Genomic DNA, 22,613 nt, shown 5'->3' on the forward strand with positions numbered 1-22,613 from the left:
TATAAAAAGGCCAGCCATCTCCTTGAAGAGACGACTGACCTGCAACCGCGTTACCACTCTTATTGATCCAGCTATAGCTGAATCCAACTTAAAACCCGATAACGGAGGTCACACGTAAAGACTTACAATTCATTCAGTCTTACCGCTCTTTGAGCGAGTTCAATGATTCGTTTTACTGCGTTGCACCGACCCGCAGCTCTCTTAAAAAACGGATGTTCATCTACTATTCTCAAGTCAAAACGTTTATAGTCAATTTATATATTCATCAAAGATTTTATTTTTTAAATATACTGACTAACCACGCAATTGTCAACATCCTTTTTCAGACAGCCTCTATTAACGAATCCAAACAGCTACTTCATCCATCGGACGTCGTGTTTTGCCGCGTTTTGGCTCAGTGACACGATAACCAAAGGCTGCCATCACAGAAACGTCGTACTGACCATCCTCAAGCAATCCTTCTTCATCTAGAATACGATGAATCTCATCGTAGCTAAATCCTTCAACTGGGCATGAATCAATGCCGATTTGTGCAGCAGCTGTCATCATGTTTCCAAGGGCAATATACGTTTGTTTTGAAGCCCAATCAAAAAGCGTACGGTCATTTTCTAACAAATGGAGATCGTTCTCTTGGAATTCTTTGTAGCGTCCCTTTACCATATCAAACGTCTCGTCTGTCATTCCTTTGATTTGCTTGTTGATGTATTCTGCATATGCTGAATCATAGCGGGCATCGGTTCTTGCCAAGATGATCACAAAATGGCTGGCAGTTGGAAGCTGTTTTTGCGCCCCCCATGTATACTCTTTTAATTTTTCTCTAAAAGCTTCATTTTGAACGACGAGGAACTTCCAAGGCTCAAATCCTACAGAACTTGGGGAAAGTCTTCCTGTTTCTAAAATAAACGCAAAATCATCCTCTGAAATCTTTTTCGCTGGGTCAAACTCTTTTGTCGCGTGCCGGAACTCATACGCGTCAATGATTTCTTTTTTTAATTGCTCTTTGTCTCGCATTTTATTCATCCTTTCTATTGACAGATAGGGTGTGTGTTTCATCAATCCAATTTCTTTCCATTCTCATATAGAAATTGTTATGATAAGAAAACAAACAGCCCGAATGTGTGATGTGATATCTCTATGGTAAAAGAAAAGCTTCCATCGATTCAAGTACGCACATTTTTGTTCGTTAGGTACAATCATGTTCGTTTATCACCATTTTCGTCTTAGAAAGGAGTGTAAAGATGAGTGCACCATCCAATCCAGTCAGCATTGTGAATCATGGCTGTCCTGTTTCGGTCACAACGAGTGTCATTGGAGGGAAATGGAAAGGAGTCATCCTTTATCATTTGACTTGCGGTCCAAAACGATACAACGAATTACGCCGGCTTCTGCCAAGAATTTCGCAGCGTGTTCTCACGCTACAATTACGTGAGCTTGAACAGGACGGTGTTGTTCACAGAGAAGTCTATGAGGAGGTTCCCCCTCGTGTCGAATACTCACTGACTTCTCTTGGAGATACATTAAAGCCCATCATCTTCGCCATGCGTGAATGGGGCGAATCATACGGAAAAGAAACACGCCCAAAAGAAAAAAGCTGCCATCTCTAGCAGCTTTTTTTTAAGATGAAATCGCTGTTGGTTCTTGCTGTGGATCATCCTTCACAAACAGGATGCCAAGCTGATGATGCTCTCCTTCGTAAGAAGCGCGTTTCTCAAACCTTGTCTGACCGTTTAAGCCAATGATCTCAAGCTTTGCCAGAGCACGGTTGGTTTGTAGAGCTTCATAAAATTCTGAAACCGTTTTGACTTCAATTCCATTTACCTTTGTAATGACTTCTCCGATCTCAAGCTTTAAATCAGCCGCAGGTGTATTCGGAATGATTCCAAGCACCATCAGCCCTTGATTCCGCTTAGAGAAGTAGAACGGCGCAGCATTGTCATTGACCCTCTGCTTCCATGAAAGAAAGGCTCTTCCGACAATCGCTATCATAACAGCTCCCCAAGCTATAGGCTCAAACCAAATACTTGCAGCACCTAGTAAGGCAACAGCGAGTCCGAGCATAAGAATGCGACGAGCCGTAATTTGAATACTGACAATTGGCAGCGATCCTTGAATCCGCTGGCCGAAGCCGATGATATATGGAATCAAAATAAATGAAAAGCTTTGATCATGCACTTGAAGCACCGGCCACCATGGCAGGGAAGAAGTCAATTCACCTGCCGGCATCAGCAAAACAAGCGGTAAAAGCCACAGACGGTTTGCCCGCTGCTGACCAATCAAAAGTCCTCTCGCACTCATCACCATTGCAGGCGATGTACGTAAATGCGCCGTTCGGTATGCTAGAATCCCCTCGGTCATTAATAGGAGCCCTAGCAGAATGACAACGGCTGATGCATTCATCATTGAGAGCTGCGGAAGCCAAGAATGGCTCACTTGGAAATACATCAGTCCAAGTGCCGCAATAAAACTGAAACCGAGTGTGTATGCAGACGAAAGCGCACTCGCCTTAAAGAATAAAGAGAATACGATGGTCATTGCTGCAATCAGCACGATGAATCCAGGCGGGAGGGCAATCCCTAAGCCTACTGAAATGACGGATAGACAAACTCCTAAAACCCATCCCTTTGAATATGTAAATTTAAGCTCATCGTAAACATCTTCTATTCTTGTTTGAAACGCTTTTCTCTCCCGCTTTACGCGGATGTAGCCATACAATAGACTGATTAATATCATGAAATAAAAAAGAGGATGAATTAAAAACAGACCGACCGCTTTTAATCCGGCTCCCATCCACTCCGAGCTCATTATCGTTCACCGCCCAAGTCAAGCATTTTCTCTTATTCTATCAAATAAATCGATGCTTGACATCAGGTTTATTTCTCCTGATTCATCCAAAGTGTGACATTCGACAGTGAAAAATCTTTTAAATAGTGATTCACATCTACATCTAGTATGCCGCCGAGAAGCTGCATCGACCTCTTGATGTCGGTTAAGTTTATACCAAGTCTCTTATGATTATCCATTAAATAATTGAAGTATATCTCAGCACAGTCTTCATCGATTTCGTCGACTGATTCTACCGTTGTGTAATTGACCAAGTATCTGCTTAACAGCATGAGCAGACTTAATGCCTTTGTAGCGGAAAACGTCACATCTTTCGAACGACTCTTAAGTTCCTCTACCAACTCGTAATATTTTTTCTCTCTCACAATACTTGCCCTTTTCAATTGTGTACCCCCATTTACTAGTTCTTTTAAGAAAAGCGCAAACCTCGGTACAGCTTAAAGCTCAAGCTGAATATCCGCAAAAAATAAAATATTTAAAATGAGTGCTACTTTTTATTGTAAGAATTATTTATGTAACATACAACTTTCAAAAGTTTCATTTTCATGACATGTTTAAATCAACAGAAAGTCTCTTATATAAATATGTTATCGGGTAAAATCGAAGGAATGTTATGTTTTTTGTAAAATAAATGAACATATTTCTCGATATAATATATTTTTAAGAATAAATTATTACATGTTCGTGACACTTATGAACCAAAAAAAAGAGGCTTTTATTCGCCTCTTTATTTTTTAAGATATAGTGCTTTTAGTGCAGTCTGCAGCTGGAGATCATTTTTTTCGTAGGATTTTACTTCATCCACCATTTTGTTCATCATTTTCGCTGTCTTCAAATCAATAACACCTGACTTTTCCAAATTATATGTGCTTTGGAAGGCAAGTACGGCTTTTTTCGTTTCTTCATCAAAGTATCCATCTACTCTGCCAGGATCAAATGACAACCCTTTTAACAGCGTCTGTGCTTGTCTAACTTCTTCGTTGTTCATATCAAGCTGAAGCGGTTCTTTTAGCTGTAGCGGGCCGGCAGTAAAGTAATCTGGCTGATGAATCGCAATAGTGGGCACGACACCTTTTTTGTGAATCCAATTCCCTTTTGGTGTCAGCCATTTATACAGCGTTAATTTAATATTACTTCCATCTCCCATTGGAACCGCCTGCTGCACAGTTCCTTTCCCAAAGGAGACATCACCAACCACTTCATACTTTCCGGCTTCTTTCATTGCACCAGCAAGTATCTCAGAAGCAGATGCACTGCCTTTATCAATTAAGACGTTGACCGGGTAAGGTTTCTGTTCTTTCCGTTTTGAAAAATATCGTTTTCGGTCGCCGTTCCGTTCTGCGATTTGAATATATGGCTGATCCTTCGTAATAAAATGCTTCAAAATATCTTCTACACTTTGTAGATAGCCGCCAGGGTTTCCTCTCACATCCAATACAAGACCCTCCATGCCCTTTTTCTCGAGCTTATCCAGGCTTGACGTGAAATCCTTCGCAGTGTCTTCAGAAAAGCTAGAAATCGCAATATAGCCCGTTTTATGACCATTTACCTCTTTCATAGAGGAAGTCACTGTTTCAAGCGGGATTTCTTCTCGTTTGATATGGAATGTTAAATCTTTTTCAATCCCGTTTCGTCTGATTTTCAAGGCGACAGACGTTCCTTTTTTTCCTCGTATTTTCAGCACAGCATCGTTTAAGCTTTTTTCTTTCATCGGCTCACCATCAATACTGATGATTTCATCTTTCGGCTTAAGACCTGCTTTGGCTGCAGGGGATTTTTTAAAGGCAGAGACGATAATGATCTTTCCTTCATCCATCCCTACTTCTGCCCCAATTCCCTCAAAGGAGGAATCAAGCGAATCAGAAAATTGTTTTGCAGTTTGCTTGTCCATGTATACTGAATACGGATCATTTAAAGTTGAAAGCATCCCTTGAATGGCGCCTTCAAGCAGCTTTTGGCGATCCACTTCCTCTACATATTCATTTGAAATGAGGTCATAGGCTTTCTCGATTTTCTCCATTCCATTTTCTTTCGCCCGATCACTTGATTGAGCTTGTCCAGCCATTGCAGAAGCTGCTTTCGGTGACTCCGCATGAGTCCCCTCTTTATGCGTGATAACCCCTGCACTCATTAATAGAACGACACTTACCATAATAGATGCGATTTGTTTTTTCATATTTGGCCTCCTTCTTCAACTCTTCCTGATGACCTGAGTTATTATATGCCAGAAGAAGGGATTTCATGTAAGGACATTCTCCCGCGAAAGCTTGACTAATCATTTCATTAGGTGTAATTTTTATTTTGTTATGATCGAGAAGGAGTCTTTGCAATGTATATTATATTAACTATGCTTTTTTTAGGAATTTTATTAGGATTTGTAGGAGCTGGCGGGGCTGGTTTTGTCATCGCATTGCTTACGTTAATATTTGATGTACCAATCCATACAGCACTAGGTACGTCTTTAGCCGCTATGGCATTTACGACATTATCAGGTGCTTACAGTCACTACCGGGAAGGAAATATTCAGCTCAAATCTGGTTTGATTGTCGGTGCTTTAGCTTGTATTGCATCTTTTGCGGGAGCAAAGGTTGCTCCTTTTATTCCAGAGGAAAGCTTGCACTATTTAACAGCTGGTATGCTCTTTTTATCTGCTGTTTTTATGATGATCAAATTATTTGTTCTCAATGAAGAAGCAGAGCAGCAGCCGCTTTCTTCACGTCAGCTGCTGACAAGGGGCATCATTTTAGGACTTGTATCAGGTATGCTGTCAGGCATGTTTGGTATTGGGTCTGCCCCATTTATTCAAGTGGGACTTTTGATTTTGATGAAGCTGTCTATTAGACAGGCTGTTGGCACGACCATGCTTGTCATTATTCCGATCTCCATTGGCGGTGGAATTGGTTATATTTCAGAGGGCTATGTTGATTTTATTTTGCTGATTCAAATCTTAATTGGAACAGTATTAGGGGCATTTATTGGCGCGAAATTCACACGACTTGCACCGAAGGTCTTATTGAAATCCGCTGTACTGTTAACCCCTATTATTGCCGGGTTACTGCTGTTATTTTAATTTTATCTAGATTAAAAAAGCCGATAACATCACGTTATCGGCTTTTTGTTAGCGGATATATTGCGCTGGATTGACTGCATTTGATTTTGCGCCATTCCATAATCCTTTATGAAGTTCAAAATGAAGATGCTGGCCATGCGATTGACCAGTGTTTCCCATATACCCAAGGAATTGTCCTTGCTCGACTCTCTGCCCTGTTGAAACACTTCTTGTTGACAGATGGGCGTATACCGTTTGATACGTCTGTCCATTGATGTTGTGTGTAATAAATACAACATTCCCGTAGCTTGACGAGTAGCTTGAGTTCGTGACTGTTCCAGATGCTGCTGCAACGACAGAAACGGTGCCTTTTGCCGCAATATCTAATCCGTAATGATGTCCGCCAGAACGTCCACCAAAGCCTGATGAGAATCGGCCTGCAGCCGGCTTAATGAAGCCTGAGCTGCTTGCTGGTGTATCTGACACTTGATCAGAAGACCCGCCGCCATGAGATGCAGGTGCATTTTTTTTAGCAGCTGCTTGCTGTGCTTTTTTAGCTTTTTCCTTTTGACGGCGTGCTTCCTCAGACTTCACAGCCGCTTTTTGATTCGCTAGAATTTCTTTTTCATTTTCAAGCTTGCCCAGTTCATCATGTGCATGTTCTTTTTCTTCCGATACATGACCAAGGACTTTTCCTTTTTCTTTTTGCTGTTTGGATAGGTCCTTTTTCAGGGCTTCAAGCTCTTTCAGTGATGTTTCAAGTCCACTTAGCTGATTATTTAGCTCTGCTTCTTTTTGCTCCACCAGCTTTAAATCATTTTCATGTTCTGTAATCATGTCTTTATCTGCTTCGACAATCGTTGTGACAGCTCCAACACGACTGACAAAATCACTAAAGCTGCGAGCACCTAGCAGCACATCTAAATAGTTGATCGTACCGCCGCTTTTTTGCATAGAACGAATTCGGTCTTTGAAAATCGCTTTTCTTTTTTCAATTCGCTCGTTGATGACTTGAATGTCTTTTTTCAGTTTCTTGATCTCTTGTTTCGTTTGTTTGACTTCTTTTTCCTTTTCAGCGACCTTTTCAGTTGCAGCACTTACCTTTTGGTCAATCTTTTCAATCTCTTGTTTTAGCTTTGTTTCTTTCTTTTCAAGCTTTGCCAGCTCTGATTTCTTTTTCTTCAAAGTTGATTCAGTCTTTGATGTTTTCTCTTCGATTTGTTGACGTTTTTGATCTAGGTCTTCGTATGCGAATGCACGATTTTCGTTTCCTGGAATGTATAGCCACGTTGTTCCAATAAACGCTGCCATTCCAGCCATCATCAGCTTTCTTTTCAAAACGATATTCCCCTCCCATGACAACTGTCGACATGAAGAGTCGACCGGATGAATCGGATCAACCGGTCGCACCTTCTATAGAAACCTCGAGTGCTGCCATCAAATAAGATATATTTATACTTTTAAGAATTTACGGATGGACGTTAAGCTTCCCCACACACCAATGAATGCACCGATCAATAGAAGAATCAGTGATACTTGAAAGACAAACGGGTTATATGGAAGCATTGAAATAAATGAGCCTTGTACTCTCGGCGCCACCCAGCCCACAACATATTGATACGTGCTAAGCAATAGAGCGATTGGTATAATGGAACCAAATACACCAAGCAGTAATCCTTCAATGAAGAATGGCCAGCGGATAAACCAGTTCGTTGCACCTACTAGCTTCATAATCTCAATTTCTTTCCGTCTAGCAAAAATCGTAATTTTGATCGTATTGGAGATCAAGAACATCGCTGTAAATAAGAGCCCAATAATGAGCGCAATGCCGACATTACGAGCCACTCCGACCACATTAAAGAGTCGGCTGACCTCTTCTTTTCCATAGGTTACTTTATACGTACCCTTTAGGTTTTCTAATTTTTTCGCTACTTTTGGTGTATCGTGAGGATCGGTTGTTTTCACAATAAATGCATCGTTTAATGGATTTTCTTGATCAACAAGCCCCATAGATTGTCCATTTTCACCGAAGCTTTTAATCAGTGCTTTTAGTTCGTCATCCTTAGATGAGTATTTCACATCACTGATTTCAGGAATCTTTTCAATTTCTGCTTTTAATTCATCCTGCTGCTTTTGATTTGCCGTTAAATCGATTAATACTTTTACTTCTACTTCTTTTTCAGCGTTCGATGCCATGTTATTCAAGTTGAGCATAATGACAAGAAATACCCCAACTAAAATCAGTGTGACAGTAACCGCACTAATTGATGCAAATGTCATCCACGTGTTTCTTCCAAGTGAACGGAAGCTCTCACGTAAATGACGCGAGAGAGTTTTAATCATAAATTCCGTACTCCCCTCTTGCTTCGTCACGCACAATCATACCATCTTCGATTGCGATGACGCGTTTCTTGATGCTGTTTACAATCTCTTTGTTGTGTGTCGCCATGACGACTGTTGTACCGCGGTTATTAATCTCTTCCAGTGTCTTCATGATTTCCAATGATGTATCTGGATCAAGGTTTCCTGTAGGCTCGTCTGCAATGACAACCTCAGGACTATTGACGATCGATCTAGCGATAGATACACGCTGCTGTTCACCGCCAGAAAGCTGGTCAGGAAATTGGCGCGCTTTGTGCTTTAGCTGCACCAAATCGAGTACATCAAGCACTTTTTTCTTAATGATACTTGGCTGTTCACCAATAACTTCAAGAGCAAATGCCACGTTCTCAAACACTGTGAGGGACGGCAGCAGTTTGAAATCTTGGAATACCACGCCGATTTCTCTTCTCACATAAGGAATTTCTTTTTCCTTAATCGAGCCTAAATCTTTGTTATTAATTAAGATTTTCCCTTTGGTTGGCTTCTCTTCACGATACATCATTTTGATGAAAGTGGATTTACCAGCACCACTGGGACCAACAACATACACAAATTCTCCTGGATGGATAGAGACATTGATTCCATTGATCGCCTTTACGCCATTAGGATAGATCTTGTAGACTTCCTTCATTTCAATCATGTAATCACCTAATCTTTTCTTATTCGCTGACTAACAGCTTATCATGATGTTTTGACACTTATCGTCAAAAAACGTTATGTATGGTCACGCACATACCCTTCGATACGTACAAGCAATTTATGTCCTTTTCATCCAAAAAGATGAAAAAAATGATCATCTAAATTTCAACAACTCCAATTATACGTCATGAATCGACGCAATGGTATTACATTTATATTTCAAAACTTATAAATAAAAGGTAAATAGAACAACCAAAACCGAAAAACATGCCTTTTTACCCTTATTTTTTAAATAAAACTTAATATAATACGCTTTCATACTATTCAAAAGTCTTTTTCTACATATAAAAAAATAAAACCTTGTCGATTAGACAAAGGTTTTATTTTTTCTCTGCAAGCCATTTTGCGACTTCTTTCGCTTGCTTCTCATCTACCATCCCGCTTGGCATAGACCCTTTACCGTTCTGTGCAATGTCTGCGATTTGGCTTTCGTTATATTTCTTCCCTACTTCTTTCAGGCTTGGTCCGCCGCCGCCAGATAAATCTTTCCCATGACAGCCAATACAGTTTTGCTGATAAACTTCCTCCCCACTGCTCACAGTAGAAGTACTCTTACTTCCTTCTTTATCACTGCTGCTTGAATTTCCTCCACAAGCCGCAAGTACAAAAAACATGGCCACAAATAGAAGTGTTAATCCGCTCTTTTTCATCTATTTCCCTCCCTTACAATCATTTGGTCAACGCTATTATATCCTTGTTTACGCCCTTTTAAAACCCTCACCAAGCACCTCTTTTGCGTCCATCACGATGACAAATGCTGATGCATCGATTGCTTTCACGACTTGTTTCAACTTTGTGAATTGTGTTTGCCCAACGACACACATGAGAATCGGACGGTCATGATCGGTATATCCTCCGACTGCCGAGATCTTCGTCACACCACGGTCAATTTGATCAAAAACCGCTTGTCTGACCTCATCCTCATGCCCTGTAATGATCATTGCCATTTTCGAATGACTGAAGCCGGCCTGTACCACATCAATTGTTTTACTCGAGATAAATACACCAATGACAGCGTAAAGTCCTTCTTCGATTCCAAAAACAGTCATGGCAGCGAGGACAATCAGGCCATCCATCATCGCTAAACATGTGCCAAGCGTCAGTCCTGTGTATTTATTAATGATTTTGGCAGCGAGTGCCGTTCCACCCGTTGATCCATTCCCGAGGAACACGAGCCCTATCCCGATTCCAATCACCACTCCACCAAAAATGGCTGCTAACAGTGCTTCATGTGTTACAGGAGCAATTTGTCTTGTTAAGAACACCATCAAAGGTAAAAAAATAGAGCCAACGAGTGTTTTCACACCAAATGTACCGCCTAATAAATAAAAACCAGCGATAAACAGCGGAATATTAAGTCCCCACTGCACATATGCCGCTTCAAAACCGAATGACTGCATAATGGTACTAATTCCGCTCACACCCCCAGCGGCTATCTGATTCGGTAATAATAACGTATTAAATCCAATCGCCACGATGGCTGATCCTATTAAAATGAACAGATAATTTTTCACTTCGATCAAAAATTGAGAATGATGTCCCTGCTTCATGTCTTTCTTCCTCCGTTACTTCTGAATGCACCCCTATTTTAAGCCCTCCTATACAGAATGTAAATAACAGCCAAATGCAGTGCTAATGGATTAATACTTTATCACACAGCCGGATCAGCGTATTCGGCGGTTGGCATGAGAGAAAGTGATGGTATATTTAATATGTACATGAGAAAGAAGGGACATGCGATGAAGAAAATACTGCAGATTACTGGCATTACATTACTTGTACTGATGATCTTAGCTTTTGGTGCCTTCTATACATGGAGCCGCTTTACGTATGGACCATCCGAAGGATTAAAAAAGCAAGTGAACATCGAGCAAGTGGAACATAAAAATGGGGTTTATGCATTTGAGGCTTCAAAAAGCGATACAGGCATCATTCTCTATCCCGGGGCAAAGGTGGAACCACTTGCTTACGCCTATATAGGGGATGCGCTAATGAAAAAAGGCTATTCTGTCTTTATCCCCAAGATGCCGTTTTCCTTTGCGATCTTCAATACAAAGAAAGCACAGGACATCATCAAGGATCATCAAGCCATCAAACACTGGTATATTGGCGGTCATTCACTTGGCGGGACAGCTGCCGCTATGTATGCAGAAAAAAACCAAAGCAAGCTGGACGGACTCTTTTTCCTTGCTTCCTATCCAGCATCAGATGATCTGAAACAAGCGTCCTTCAAGGTACTATCTATATCAAGCGAAAAGGATGGGCTAGCGACACAAGAGAAAATCAAGCAGTCGAAAAAACAGCTCCCCTCTCAAACGGTGTACCATGAGATACAAGGAGGGAATCATGCGCAATTTGGCATGTACGGCAAACAAAAAGGTGATCAGCCTGCTGATATTCCAGCCCTAGCACAGCAAAAAGAGATCATTCAGAGGGTGATTGAATGGTTAAAGCCAGCAAAAAATCTCCCGTAATGGAGGGCTCAGCGTGTAAACAGACCCTGGCAATCGGTGTCAGTCCTGCGTGCCGGTGCTCACGAATGTCACATTCGCTCCAGTACTCGTCCTTCCAAGACGGCAAAGGTTTTCTATCACACTGAAAAGAAGACAAAGGGCTAAAATAAAGTTCATTTTAGCCCTTTGTCAACAATCTGAAGCTCCCGTAATGGAAAGCTTTTCATTTATTATTTTTTCGTCGCTTCTAAAAACTCTTCGGCATCTGCTACTGCCAGAGAAATGGCTTCTTCCCAAAATGCTTTTTGGGTGAGGTCGACGCCTAAATGCTTATATGCTAAATCTTCTACTGTCATTGAAGCTGTATCCTTTAATAAGGCGATGTATTTCTCTTCAAACGATGTACCAGCCTGCAATGCTTTTGCATAAATACCTAGCGAGAACATGTAACCAAATGTATAAGGGAAATTATAAAATGGTACACCTGTAATATGGAAATGCAGTTTAGATGCCCAGAAATGCGGATGGTATTCATCTAAAGAGTCCCCGAAAGCTTCCTTCTGCGCTTCTACCATCAGCTCATTTAGCCGGTCAGCCGGCACTTCTCCATGTTTACGCTCTTCATAAAAGCGCTGTTCAAATAAGAAACGAGATTGAATGTTCATGAAGAACGCCACACTCCGCTGCAGCTTATCCTCTAACAAACTGAGACGTTCCTCTTCATTTGCCGCCTCTTTTAATGAAGCATCAGCCACAATCATTTCTGCGAATGTCGACGCCGTTTCAGCTACATTCATCGCATATTTACGATTGAGAATGCGAACATCCTGCATCACTTCCTGATGGAACGAATGACCAAGTTCATGCGCTAGTGTCGCAACATTGGATGGACTTCCTGAGAAGGTCATAAAAATGCGCGATTCTCCGCTGTCAGGGAAATTTGTACAAAAGCCGCCTACACGTTTGTTTGGACGATCCTCAGCTTCTATCCAGCGTTCATTAAAGGCTTTTTCCGTAAAGACAGCAAGCTCTTCTCCAAATCCAGCGAAATGTTTCACAATAAAAGCAGCTGCTTCTTGATAAGGATAAATTTTGGTCTCACTGCCAATAGGAGCCCCAACATCGAACCAGCTCAGCTTGTCAACCCCAAGCAAGTCAGCTTTACGCTGTAGGTAATCAATGAATGGCTGCTTATGTTCATCAATCACAGACCACATCGCATCAAGGGTTTCTTGTTTCATCCGGCAAATATCAAGCGGCTCTTTTAAAATATGATCCCAGCCTCTTGCTTCATACACTTGCAAACGAAAGCCAGCGAGATGATTGAGCGTGCTTGCAAATATATGTTCATCCTGCGTCCATGCATGCTCTAGGTTATGATAAACGGCCTTTCTGACTTCACGATCTGAATCATCCATCGCATTTTCCGCTTGGCCGACAGAAATCATTTGCGTTTCACCATTTTGCTCAAATGGAATGGAAATCTTATTCACTAAGCTAGAATAAAGCTCATCCCATGCGTGATATCCATCTACGGCTAATTTTTGAATCAACGTTTCTTGTTCAACAGGAAGTTGATCCTTCACACGCTCTCTGCGTTCATTTAATATGTAGCGAACATCTGAGAAGGCTTCTGCATTCATCAGTTCTTCCCACTTGTTCGAAGAAATTGCAGCAAGCGCTTGATCAAGCAGCGCAAGAATGGTTCCTAGTTCGGCTTCCAGCTTGGCAATCTTCCCTCGAAGACTGCCTGCCTTCATATCCTTTGTATTTTGAGATTGTAGACAAGATACAAATGAACCTGCTTGAGACAGTTTTTTATATGTGGTTTCATACGTGTCAAGGACAGACGTTAACCTGCTTTCAATGTGTGTATCTTCTTTTGAAAAGGCATCCACCTTTTGGCGTAATTCATCTAGCAGCTGCTGAATGTGCTGCAAGTATGTCATAAATTCTGGTGAAGAACTGCCTCCTTTAAAAAAGGCATCTAAATCCCACGTCTCTTGTAATGGTTTTAATCCCAAAGTATTTCCCCCTTTATTTGCTAATTTCATCATACAAAGGATATAGAGTCAGTATGGCGTATGTATTCCTTTATATTCATTATATTTTCTCACAATTAAAAAAACCCAGCAAGAAGCCGAGTTTTTATGATAATTTCGAACGTAAATAAGCATCGATAAATGAATCTAAATCTCCATCCATGACCGCTTGAACATTTCCCATCTCCGTATTGGTTCGATGGTCTTTCACAAGAGAATATGGGTGGAATACATAAGAGCGAATTTGGCTTCCCCAGCCAATTTCTTTCTGTTCTCCTCTGATTTCATCCAATTCTGCCTGCTGTTCTTCGATTCGCTTTTGATAGAGTTTCGATTTCAGCATTTTCATTGCACGTTCTCTGTTTTTGATTTGTGATCTTTCTGTTTGGCATGTCACCACGACATTTGTTGGAATGTGTGTGATACGAACCGCAGAGTCCGTCGTATTGACGTGCTGGCCACCTGCACCGCTTGCACGATACGTATCAACCTTAATGTCCTCTGTACGAATATCAATATCTATTTCTTCATTGAATTCTGGCATGACATCACAGGAAACGAAGGATGTATGTCTACGGCCAGATGAATCAAAAGGAGAAATACGCACCAAACGATGGACACCTTTTTCAGCTTTTAAGTAACCGTAGGCGTTATGCCCTTTGATCAGCAATGTCACAGACTTAATTCCAGCTTCATCGCCAGGAAGATAATCAAGTGTTTCTACCTTAAAGCCTCTGCGCTCCGCCCAGCGAGTGTACATTCTCAGGAGCATAGAACCCCAGTCCTGTGATTCAGTACCGCCTGCACCTGGGTGAAGCTCAAGAATGGCATTGTTTTTATCATAAGGTTCGCTTAAAAGAAGCTGCAGCTCAAATTCATTAAACTGCTTCGTTAAGTTCTTCAGCTCTTTTTCAAGCTCTACATGAAGCTCCTCGTCATAATCTTCCTTTAATAAGTCATGCGTCATTTGCAGCTCTTCATGTGACTCACTGAGCTCATGATATGTATTGACATAATCCTTCAGTGCATTGGCTTCATTAATGACACCTTGCGCCTTTTGCTGATCATTCCAAAAATCAGCCTCTGACATCGTCGCTTCAAGTTCTGCGATTTTGGCTTCCTTTGTTTCTAGGTCAAAGAGACCCCCTAAAATCAGCTAGCCTGCTAGCCATATTTTCAAGCTCTTGTCTAATTTCTACTAATTCCATATCCTTCACCTCATAGATGTATGGGGGCTGACATGAATAGAAAGAGGTTTTCACCTCTTCCCATTACTTATTCTGTCTTCCCATGACAATTTTTATATTTCTTGCCGCTTCCGCAGTGACATGGTGAATTACGCCCAATGTCCACAACTTTACGTACCGGCTTCTTCTTCACTGTTTTCTCCTCATCACCCTCTTGAGGCTGATGAGCCGTTGTTTGCCCTTGAACAACTTCTTCACGTTCTAGGTTGTTTTGGATTTCTGATTTTAGGACATATTTGGCTACATCATCTTCAATTGAAGCCACCATATGCTCAAACATCGCAAATCCTTCCATTTGGTATTCACGAAGCGGATTCGTTTGTGCATACGCACGTAAATGAATGCCTTGACGCAGCTGATCCATTGCATCAATGTGATCCATCCACTTCGAATCTACCGCACGAAGGACGATGACTTTTTCAAATTCACGCATTTGTTCATCGCCAAATGTTTCTTCTTTTGCATCGTATTTCTCTTTAATACGATTCATGATGAAGGACGTGATTTCATCTGCTTCTTTACCGAAGATATCTTTGACCGTAATGGCTCCTTCATCTAAATAGTTCGTGTTGATTAATTCAACAAGACCATCTAGTTTCCACTCTTCTGGAAGCTCTTCTTTCGGTGTATAGGATCCAACAGCCCGCTCAATAGAGGATTGAATCATATTGATGACAATCGATTTCAAGTTATCAGAATCGATCACTTCAAAGCGCTGTTTGTAGATCACTTCACGCTGTTGACGCAGCACATCATCATATTGTAGAAGCTGCTTACGGGAATCAAAGTTGTTCCCCTCAACACGTTTTTGAGAAGATTCAACGGCTTTAGATACCATTTTACTTTGTATTGGTGTCGAGTCATCCATGCCAAAGCGATCAAGCATCGCCATCGTCCGCTCTGCACCGAATCGGCGCATCAATTCATCTTCCATGGATAAATAAAATTGTGTAATCCCTGGGTCTCCTTGACGACCAGAACGTCCACGAAGCTGGTTATCAATACGGCGTGATTCATGACGCTCTGTCCCAACAACAGCCAGACCGCCCAGTTCTTTCACACCTTCGCCAAGCTTGATGTCTGTACCACGACCCGCCATGTTTGTCGCAATCGTGACGGCACCTTTTTGACCAGCTTCCTCAATAATTTGTGCTTCACGTTCATGATTTTTCGCGTTTAACACTTGATGAGGAATGCCTTTATTTTTGAGCAGTTTAGAAATGAGCTCAGATGTCTCAACAGCAACCGTTCCAACAAGAACTGGCTGCCCTGTCATATAACGCTGGGCAACATCCTCAGCCACTGCTTTAAATTTACCCTCCATTGTGCGGTAAATTAAATCAGGTCTGTCATCACGAACCACTGGTTTATTGGTCGGGATTGTCACAACCTGCATGTTGTAAATGTTACGGAATTCCTCTTCTTCCGTTTTCGCTGTACCTGTCATACCAGATAACTTTTCATACATACGGAAGTAGTTCTGGAACGTAATCGTTGCAAGTGTCATGCTTTCATTCTGCACTTCAAGACCTTCTTTTGCCTCGATGGCTTGATGCAGACCTTCACTATAGCGGCGTCCTTTCATCAAACGTCCTGTGAAGGAGTCAACAATGACGACTTGGCCATCTTCCACGACATAATCAACGTCTTTTTGCATCGCAACATGTGCCTTCAGGCCCTGAGCGATGTGATGGTTAAGCGCGACATGTTTGACATCAAACAGGTTCTCGATGCCGAATGCTTTTTCCGCTTTCGTCATTCCGCTTTCTGTCAGCTGTACACTTTTTGTCTTAATATCATACGTGAAATCGTCTTCTATTTTTAATGTACGTACAAAAGCATTTGCTTGTACGTAAAGTTTCGTCGATTTCGCTGCTTGTCCCGAAATAATAAGAGGTGTTCTCGCTTCATCAATTAAGATGGAGTCAACCTCATCGATGACGGCATAATGAAGTGGTCTTTGAACCATTTGTTCTTTGTAAAGCACCATGTTATCTCGTAAATAGTCAAAGCCAAGTTCATTGTTTGTTGAATACGTGATATCAGCGGCATACGCTTCTCTTTTTTCATCTTTGTCTAAACTGTTTAAGTTTAAGCCAACCGTTAATCCAAGAAATTCAAAAATCTTGCCCATTTCCTCCGCATCACGGCTTGCCAAATATTCGTTGACTGTCACAATGTGGACGCCTTTACCAGAAAGAGCATTTAAATAAACAGGCATCGTTGATGTCAACGTTTTACCTTCACCTGTTTTCATCTCAGAGATGTTGCCTTCATGGAGCGCGATCCCCCCCATGAGCTGCACCTTAAATGGGAACATTCCTGTCACGCGGCGTGATGCCTCGCGAACCGTTGCAAATGCTTCAACCAACAGGTCATCCACTGATTGTCCTTTTTCCAGTTTTTCTTTCAATTCGATCGTTTTATTTCGTAAAGCCTCGTCAGATAATTTCTCAAAATCTTGAGCGAGAGCTTCAATTTCATTTGCCTTTTTTTCATATCGGCTGATCGTACGTTTCGTAGGATCAAACACTTTGTTTAAGATTCCAAGCATATAATAACGCTCCTCTATTTCATGCAATTTTTCGGCATGTCCAAAAGTTTGACAGGTCCATATTTACCTGCATTTATCATACCATACCTTCCTTCATTTCCAAAGAATTTGCAATGATTTCGCACAAAAAACCCGCCCCTGATCAAGGGAACGGGTTTACTTTTTTTAGGTTGTTTTTAGATCAGCAGAAACTGATGATTAAGCGTTTGGCTCAATGAGTCCGTATTTACCGTCATTTCGGCGATAGACCACATTGGTCAAATTTGTCTCAGCATTTGTGAAGACGAAGAAACTATGACCTAACATGTTCATTTGGAGAATGGCCTCTTCACTATCCATCGGTTTTAAGTTGAAACGTTTTTGTCTGACGATTTCTGTTTCATCAACTTCCTCGTCATCTTGAACCGCTACATCGGCAGTGCCGTTTCCTCCAGCAAATAAGTGCTTTTTCGCACCTTGCTCGCGGAATTTACGGTTTACTTTTGTTTTGTGTTTTCGAATTTGACGTTCTAGTTTACTGGCTGCTAGGTCTACTGCATTGTACATATCCTCATTATGCACCTCAGCTCGAAGTGCTAGATCAGTCATTGGAATGGTAACCTCAACTTTAGATTCTTGATCGTTGTAAAATTTCAAGTTTACGTTGACTGAAGCATCTACATCTGACTCAAAATAACGCTCCAGCTTTCCAATTTTTTTCTCGACATGATCTCTTAGTGCAGGTGTTACTTCGATGTTTTCTCCTCTGACATTGTAATTCATGTAAAGAACGCCTCCTTTAAAATTAAGGATATGTAAATCTATTTCTACTTTTCCCTCCTTTTCTCCTGCTCAAACGTAAAAAAAATGTGAATATTTATTGAAATTTGTCGAATTATGCGGTGCTTCAACTATTGCTTGATAGGTGATGAATATATATTCGGTTGATTCTTGAAAAAGACCAGCGCGCTTTTAAATGTTGAAAGATGAAATAGATGTTTTCAGCGATTGAGACAAGGACTTCAAATCCTCCGCAGATGCTTTCATTTCTTCGTTCGCCGCTAGTGATTCTTCAACAGCTGCCGACATATATTCCGTCTCTTCGGAGTTCCGTTTGGCTCCTTCTTCAATGACACCAACCGTTTGAGAAATTTCCTCTGTACTAGCTGAAATTTGCTCTGCAGTGGCTGAAAGCTCCTCTGCTTTCATCGAGATATCACGAATGGATGCCAGGATTTCATGGAAGCTCTGTTCAGACAATTGCGATACTTTCACACCTTCTGCTACATCTCGTTCAACCTTCGTCATCGATTGTGATGACCTTTCAGTATCTTTGTTCACGTTCGCGAGTAATTGACTAATTTGATCAGTCAGCTGACTAGATTCCTCTGCCAGCTTCCTCACTTCATCTGCTACAACTGCAAAGCCCCTTCCATGTTCTCCTGCTCTTGCCGCTTCAATTGCTGCGTTTAAAGCAAGCAAGTTTGTCTGGTCGGCAATGGCGTGGATATGCCCTAACAGATCTTGAATGCCTGTAAACTGTGCTTGTACCTTGGCCATTGTGGAATGGTGGTCATTCACAGACTCCTTAATAGAGCTCATTTGTTTCACAAACTGTTGAATGAGGGCTGCACCCTCTTCAGCCTTTTCAGTCACTGAAATTGAGTGACCCGAAACATCGGATGTGTGTTCAGCCGCATTTTGCATGCCAGTCGAGACTTCTTGAATGGCGGAAGCGACTTTTCCGACCGCATCTGATTGTTCACGTGAAGCTTCACTGACCTGTTCAATCGAGCTAGACGTCTGCTCACTAGCCGATATGGTTTGGCTGATGGTTTCTTCAAATTGAGCGGCAGAATCAGCTAATTGCTTTGATCCGTTTTGCACCTGTAAAATGAGCTCACGCAAATGAGTCGTCATTTGGTTAAAGGCTGTACCGAGCTGGCCAATCTCATTTTTAGAGGTGACTTCAATCTCTTCAATTGTGAGATCACCATCGGCCATTCTTTTTGCGGCATTTGTCACAGAGACAATCGGTTTTGTCATTCGCTGAACGAATCTGATCCCAATCACCAAAAAGGCGAGCACAATCGCTGCACTGACAAGAATGAGTGTGAGCAATAATTGGTTACTGTCTTGATTGAGCTGATTGATTTTTTGATCTCGTTGTTTCAATTGTGTTTGTGCGAATTCTTTTGTAAAGGTATGTATTTCTTGTTCGATAGGCTGTAATTCTTGATTGAGGCGGGTGTTGAATTCCTTTTGATTTTGCATATTCAGTGAATTAAATAATCGATTGGTTGAGGTGTAGTAAAGGTAATTTTGTTCAGAAATTTGCTCTAACAGATTTTTTGCTTGTTTAACAGCACTAAGTTTTGAAGCTTCATTTGTTTTCTTATTAATATCTTCATATGTTTGCTCAATCTTCTGTAAATTCTCAGCGTCTTGCACGACCACATATGTCTTGATCTGCGCTTCCTGCTTTTGCAGAAGTGCTTCTAATTCAAGTGATGTCTGATAAAGCTTCACTTCTTTGCTTAGAAGCGCCTTATAGGATTGATCTGTTTTGTAATAGATGAAGCTTGAAAACCCTAAAATACTGACAAACAGCACACATATGACAATAAGCCCAAATAAGAATTGATTTTTTAGTCTCATAATTTCCTCCGAATGGTCTGAATTGAACAAAAATTAATGAATGACATACGGCCTCATACAGGCATGTATTTCATCCATCCACTTTCTATATTCAGGTATAAAATATGATGTCAGGAATGATTGGAAGTGTATTGAAGGGAATGTATAGAAAGCTAGTATATCGAAACTTAAAAATATTTGATCAAACGAACGAATCGTTTTGGCAAAGTGCTCATTTTCAATAATTGAAAGCAGAAGGGGATGCGTTGTCTCTAAATGAAAGAAGGCATGGATCAGATCATTAAAGATCCGATCCCCCTCCGTTTTAGCAAAATCCTTCTCAATTTCATCTAAATATCTTAGACTCTCTTCTATCGTATATAGAAGTTCATAATATGTGGTTAATAAAATATAGTCATCTGAACGATACGCCACAGGTCTCACCTATTTATTTCCGTTTATCGTAGTATACGCCGTCACTCGTCAAAGGCTGGTATGGGTTTTGATAATTCAACTGTTTCGTTTTCTTTCTTTGAATCGCTTGAATATCTGCTTTTATCCCTTTTTGGATCACCGTTAATTGCTTCGCCATCTGCTGATCCGTTTGAATGATTTCTTTGATCTTCTCTTTTTCTTGATCGGTCAGCTCATGCTGTATATCTCTCATTAATTCGTCTCTCTCAATTAAAAAGGCGTCAAAGTCTTCAACCAACGTTTCACTTTGCGGATTTGCCTCTATTTCTGCTGCCATTTTTAATGTTTGGTCATGCAGCTGGTCTACAATACTCATAGAGATCCCCCAATAGAGTGGTGACGCCCTTTTCGATCCGTTTGAATAACTTCCTTCCAAGCATCTCGGAAATCAGTTACGTATTGCTCTACTTCATTCAACATCTCTTCGTCATTTTGAAGATTGGCTTCAATAAGTCTCCGATAGATGTAGTCATACATACTTGCCATACTCTTTGATACATCATACGTACGATTTAAGGTGACATTTAATTCTTGGATAATGTTTTGAGCCTTTTTCAGGTTCACATTTCTCGTTTCTGCATCCTCTTTTTGAATGGCATGCTTTGCTAGTCTGATAAACTTTAAGCATCCTTCATAAAGCATAAGCGTCAACTCGGCAGGTGTTGCGGTCTCAATAGAATTTTTCTGATAGGCGGCATAAGGGTTCTGTATTGCCATATGTTATAAACCTCCAATTATTGTCCAAGCAGTTGAGAAAGGTAGCCAGATTGGTTGTTTAGCTTTTGAATCGCACTATCCATGGCATTAAACTTTGTATAGTAACGGGCTTCAACCATCTTCAAACGGTCTTGGAACGTACTCATTCGTTTGGTCAAAGAATCAAGGTCCTTACCAAGTCCGTATTCCTTTAATTCCATCGTTGTGCTTCCAGCCTTTGTTTGAATGCTCTTCTTGAAGGCTGATAAGGAATTTTTGACACGATACATGATTCCTTGTTCTTGATATTGCTGCTGCGCTTTGTCTTGATCTTTTGAATCCACATTTAAACTACCTGAGATGAACATTTGACTGATCTTTTGTGGATCTGCTTCAATGGCTTCTCTTAGTTTCTTTTCATTAATTTCAAGCTTTCCACCATCTTTATACTTGGATGATGTCGTAATACCAATTTGTGTGATGTGAATTTTATTTGCATCACTTGTGGTAATATCAGCATAAAAATCACTTCTTATTTTAGAGGCACCAGCTCGTAAAATGGAATCACTTCTCAGCAAGCCAGACTTCGCGGTCGTTTCCCATAGCTCCACTTCTTTGTCAGACATCGCTTTTTTCTCTTCAGCCGTTAATGGATGATAGTCTCTGTTTTTCTTTTCATTGACTTTACCATTAATCTGCTCAACGAGCTCATTGTATTTATCAACAAATTGTTTAATCTTATCAAAAATTGTATCCACATCTGTTGAAACGTTTAAGCTGACAGGCTCATCCGTTGTTCCTTTAAGCTCGTACGTAATACCGGCTTGCGTAAATGTATTGTTGTTATTTTCCATTTTCAGGCCGTTAACCTCGTATTGTGCCTTCTGTCCTTGCGTGGTCGCAACTAATTTGTTATCTCCATCTACTTGGAATCCTAATTGCGTCATAAATGAAGCCGAATTGCCATCAGTTGCTTTAATACTGACACCTTCACCCGTTGTCCGAGAAGTAAGAGCGATTGTATCTACATAGTTTGTCCCATCAAAGATTTGACCTTTATAAGCCGTCACACCTAATTGAGAGTTATTCAATTTTGTTACAATTGAATCAAGTGTATCTGTATCAGTCGTATTAATTGTTACTGTTTTTGGTTCCGTAGAATCTGGTGTGGTCACCTCAAACGTAAACGTACCGTTTGCAGCAGTAAATCCAGATGTACCAGAAGATTTGAATACGGAAGCTGTAGCTAGTTGGGTTACATGGATTGAGCCAGAGGTAGCATTTGTTGATCCTGTAGCTGTGACAGCAGATTCATTTGAGCTTGTCACTTTTTTAGCGCCATATGTACTTGGAAGCGTTAAGTTTAAGTTGTAAATCAAATCATCTAATTCTTTGACTTTCGAATTCACCTCGCGATAGCTGTCTCTTTGCCATTCAAGTGTTTGTTTCTGGCGAGTCATTTTATCAAGTGGTGCTTGCTCAGTTTTCATTAGCTTTGAGACGATTTCATCAATATCAAATACATTTGAAAATCCAGTAATTCGATTCACCATTATTTAT

At 40.9% G+C, this 22,613-nt stretch carries 21 protein-coding genes and 1 other annotated feature; of the genes, 3 read left to right on the plus strand and 18 right to left on the minus strand.

Features of this window, described 5'->3' with window-relative positions; all coding sequences use genetic code 11:
* Positions 1 to 23: 23 nt before the first annotated feature.
* Positions 24 to 247, minus strand: a binding site (T-box leader).
* Between the two features lie 89 nt (positions 248 to 336).
* A complete protein-coding gene (locus ACYH0L_RS16200; protein WP_099726363.1) occupies positions 337 to 1,011 on the minus strand; it encodes an NAD(P)H-dependent oxidoreductase in 675 nt (224 codons plus the stop codon).
* Between the two features lie 227 nt (positions 1,012 to 1,238).
* Here ACYH0L_RS16200 and ACYH0L_RS16205 point away from each other — a divergent pair, with 227 nt between their 5' ends.
* Positions 1,239 to 1,604, plus strand: a complete 366-nt coding sequence (locus tag ACYH0L_RS16205) for a winged helix-turn-helix transcriptional regulator (protein WP_099726364.1) — start codon at positions 1,239 to 1,241, stop codon at positions 1,602 to 1,604.
* A gap of 10 nt (positions 1,605 to 1,614) precedes the next feature.
* Here the strand turns inward: ACYH0L_RS16205 and ACYH0L_RS16210 are convergent, their stop codons facing one another.
* From ACYH0L_RS16210 to ctpB, 3 genes are all read right to left on the minus strand, one after another.
* Positions 1,615 to 2,802, minus strand: coding sequence for a PDZ domain-containing protein (locus ACYH0L_RS16210; protein ID WP_249705599.1), 1,188 nt, complete (start codon positions 2,800 to 2,802; stop codon positions 1,615 to 1,617).
* Between the two features lie 68 nt (positions 2,803 to 2,870).
* Positions 2,871 to 3,224: a swarming motility protein SwrAA gene (locus tag ACYH0L_RS16215; RefSeq protein WP_003212923.1), complete on the minus strand. Its 354-nt coding sequence runs from the start codon at positions 3,222 to 3,224 to the stop codon at positions 2,871 to 2,873.
* Between the two features lie 344 nt (positions 3,225 to 3,568).
* Positions 3,569 to 5,017 (minus strand): carboxy-terminal processing protease CtpB, encoded by a 1,449-nt coding sequence (gene ctpB, locus ACYH0L_RS16220; protein WP_099726366.1) that lies wholly within the window; start codon positions 5,015 to 5,017, stop codon positions 3,569 to 3,571.
* Between the two features lie 153 nt (positions 5,018 to 5,170).
* On the opposite strand from ctpB, the gene ACYH0L_RS16225 reads away from it, so the two are divergent.
* A complete protein-coding gene (locus ACYH0L_RS16225) occupies positions 5,171 to 5,911 on the plus strand; it encodes a sulfite exporter TauE/SafE family protein (protein WP_327924349.1) in 741 nt (246 codons plus the stop codon).
* Positions 5,912 to 5,959: 48 nt separating this feature from the next.
* Here ACYH0L_RS16225 and ACYH0L_RS16230 read toward each other — a convergent pair whose 3' ends face one another.
* The 5 genes from ACYH0L_RS16230 to ACYH0L_RS16250 form a co-directional block, all read right to left on the minus strand.
* Positions 5,960 to 7,228 carry a murein hydrolase activator EnvC family protein gene (locus ACYH0L_RS16230; RefSeq protein ID WP_327924347.1) on the minus strand — a complete coding sequence of 423 codons (1,269 nt, stop codon included), beginning with the start codon at positions 7,226 to 7,228 and terminating at the stop codon, positions 5,960 to 5,962.
* A gap of 114 nt (positions 7,229 to 7,342) precedes the next feature.
* Complete coding sequence (ftsX, locus tag ACYH0L_RS16235; RefSeq protein ID WP_099726369.1) at positions 7,343 to 8,233, minus strand: permease-like cell division protein FtsX; 891 nt, start codon at positions 8,231 to 8,233, stop codon at positions 7,343 to 7,345.
* Positions 8,226 to 8,912 (minus strand): cell division ATP-binding protein FtsE, encoded by a 687-nt coding sequence (ftsE, locus tag ACYH0L_RS16240; RefSeq protein ID WP_099726370.1) that lies wholly within the window; start codon positions 8,910 to 8,912, stop codon positions 8,226 to 8,228. The genes ftsX and ftsE overlap by 8 nt, the downstream gene beginning before the upstream one ends.
* Positions 8,913 to 9,291: 379 nt before the next feature.
* Positions 9,292 to 9,621, minus strand: coding sequence for a cytochrome c551 (gene cccB / locus ACYH0L_RS16245; protein ID WP_249705602.1), 330 nt, complete (start codon positions 9,619 to 9,621; stop codon positions 9,292 to 9,294).
* Positions 9,622 to 9,669: 48 nt separating this feature from the next.
* Positions 9,670 to 10,521 carry a YitT family protein gene (locus ACYH0L_RS16250; RefSeq protein WP_099726372.1) on the minus strand — a complete coding sequence of 284 codons (852 nt, stop codon included), beginning with the start codon at positions 10,519 to 10,521 and terminating at the stop codon, positions 9,670 to 9,672.
* A gap of 189 nt (positions 10,522 to 10,710) precedes the next feature.
* On the opposite strand from ACYH0L_RS16250, the gene ACYH0L_RS16255 reads away from it, so the two are divergent.
* Complete coding sequence (locus ACYH0L_RS16255) at positions 10,711 to 11,445, plus strand: alpha/beta fold hydrolase (RefSeq protein WP_256499050.1); 735 nt, start codon at positions 10,711 to 10,713, stop codon at positions 11,443 to 11,445.
* Positions 11,446 to 11,654: 209 nt separating this feature from the next.
* Here ACYH0L_RS16255 and ACYH0L_RS16260 read toward each other — a convergent pair whose 3' ends face one another.
* From ACYH0L_RS16260 to ACYH0L_RS16300, 9 genes are all read right to left on the minus strand, one after another.
* Entirely contained in the window at positions 11,655 to 13,448 is a 1,794-nt protein-coding gene (locus tag ACYH0L_RS16260) for a M3 family oligoendopeptidase (protein WP_327924343.1), read from the minus strand.
* A 124-nt stretch (positions 13,449 to 13,572) separates the two neighbouring features.
* A protein-coding gene (prfB, locus tag ACYH0L_RS16265) for a peptide chain release factor 2 (RefSeq protein WP_327924342.1) occupies positions 13,573 to 14,674 on the minus strand; the annotation gives its coding sequence in 2 pieces (ribosomal slippage) (positions 13,573 to 14,601 and positions 14,603 to 14,674; 1,101 coding nt in all).
* 67 nt (positions 14,675 to 14,741) lie between these two features.
* Entirely contained in the window at positions 14,742 to 17,267 is a 2,526-nt protein-coding gene (gene secA / locus ACYH0L_RS16270) for a preprotein translocase subunit SecA (protein WP_099726377.1), read from the minus strand.
* Positions 17,268 to 17,465: 198 nt separating this feature from the next.
* Entirely contained in the window at positions 17,466 to 18,029 is a 564-nt protein-coding gene (gene hpf / locus ACYH0L_RS16275; RefSeq protein ID WP_099726378.1) for a ribosome hibernation-promoting factor, HPF/YfiA family, read from the minus strand.
* Between the two features lie 189 nt (positions 18,030 to 18,218).
* Positions 18,219 to 19,904, minus strand: coding sequence for a methyl-accepting chemotaxis protein (locus ACYH0L_RS16280; RefSeq protein WP_327924341.1), 1,686 nt, complete (start codon positions 19,902 to 19,904; stop codon positions 18,219 to 18,221).
* 33 nt (positions 19,905 to 19,937) lie between these two features.
* Positions 19,938 to 20,318, minus strand: a complete 381-nt coding sequence (locus ACYH0L_RS16285; protein ID WP_099726380.1) for a DUF8042 domain-containing protein — start codon at positions 20,316 to 20,318, stop codon at positions 19,938 to 19,940.
* A gap of 13 nt (positions 20,319 to 20,331) precedes the next feature.
* Complete coding sequence (gene fliT / locus ACYH0L_RS16290) at positions 20,332 to 20,673, minus strand: flagella biosynthesis regulatory protein FliT (protein ID WP_099726381.1); 342 nt, start codon at positions 20,671 to 20,673, stop codon at positions 20,332 to 20,334.
* The gene (fliS, locus tag ACYH0L_RS16295) at positions 20,670 to 21,074 is read right to left on the minus strand and encodes a flagellar export chaperone FliS (RefSeq protein ID WP_099726382.1); all 405 of its coding nucleotides are present in this window, start codon (positions 21,072 to 21,074) and stop codon (positions 20,670 to 20,672) included. Before fliS ends, fliT begins: the two co-directional genes overlap by 4 nt.
* 17 nt (positions 21,075 to 21,091) lie before the next feature.
* Entirely contained in the window at positions 21,092 to 22,606 is a 1,515-nt protein-coding gene (locus ACYH0L_RS16300; protein ID WP_249705606.1) for a flagellar hook-associated protein 2, read from the minus strand.
* Between the last annotated feature and the right edge of the window lie 7 nt (positions 22,607 to 22,613).

Source organism: Bacillus sp. MC1252 (assembly GCF_056838025.1).

Bases quoted from the DNA above. Each gene is read 5' to 3' on its own strand.
- cccB (WP_249705602.1), bottom strand. From the start codon at position 9,621: ATGAAAAAGAGCGGATTAACACTTCTATTTGTGGCCATGTTTTTTGTA.
- hpf (WP_099726378.1), bottom strand. From the start codon at position 18,029: ATGAATTACAATGTCAGAGGAGAAAACATCGAAGTAACACCTGCACTA.
- ctpB (WP_099726366.1), bottom strand. From the start codon at position 5,017: ATGAAAAAACAAATCGCATCTATTATGGTAAGTGTCGTTCTATTAATG.
- ACYH0L_RS16210 (WP_249705599.1), bottom strand. From the start codon at position 2,802: ATGAGCTCGGAGTGGATGGGAGCCGGATTAAAAGCGGTCGGTCTGTTT.
- ACYH0L_RS16250 (WP_099726372.1), bottom strand. From the start codon at position 10,521: ATGAAGCAGGGACATCATTCTCAATTTTTGATCGAAGTGAAAAATTAT.
- ftsE (WP_099726370.1), bottom strand. From the start codon at position 8,912: ATGATTGAAATGAAGGAAGTCTACAAGATCTATCCTAATGGCGTAAAG.
- ACYH0L_RS16200 (WP_099726363.1), bottom strand. From the start codon at position 1,011: ATGCGAGACAAAGAGCAATTAAAAAAAGAAATCATTGACGCGTATGAG.
- ACYH0L_RS16255 (WP_256499050.1), top strand. From the start codon at position 10,711: ATGAAGAAAATACTGCAGATTACTGGCATTACATTACTTGTACTGATG.
- ACYH0L_RS16300 (WP_249705606.1), bottom strand. From the start codon at position 22,606: ATGGTGAATCGAATTACTGGATTTTCAAATGTATTTGATATTGATGAA.
- fliT (WP_099726381.1), bottom strand. From the start codon at position 20,673: ATGAGTATTGTAGACCAGCTGCATGACCAAACATTAAAAATGGCAGCA.
- secA (WP_099726377.1), bottom strand. From the start codon at position 17,267: ATGCTTGGAATCTTAAACAAAGTGTTTGATCCTACGAAACGTACGATC.
- fliS (WP_099726382.1), bottom strand. From the start codon at position 21,074: ATGGCAATACAGAACCCTTATGCCGCCTATCAGAAAAATTCTATTGAG.
- ftsX (WP_099726369.1), bottom strand. From the start codon at position 8,233: ATGATTAAAACTCTCTCGCGTCATTTACGTGAGAGCTTCCGTTCACTT.
- ACYH0L_RS16205 (WP_099726364.1), top strand. From the start codon at position 1,239: ATGAGTGCACCATCCAATCCAGTCAGCATTGTGAATCATGGCTGTCCT.
- ACYH0L_RS16225 (WP_327924349.1), top strand. From the start codon at position 5,171: ATGTATATTATATTAACTATGCTTTTTTTAGGAATTTTATTAGGATTT.
- ACYH0L_RS16280 (WP_327924341.1), bottom strand. From the start codon at position 19,904: ATGAGACTAAAAAATCAATTCTTATTTGGGCTTATTGTCATATGTGTG.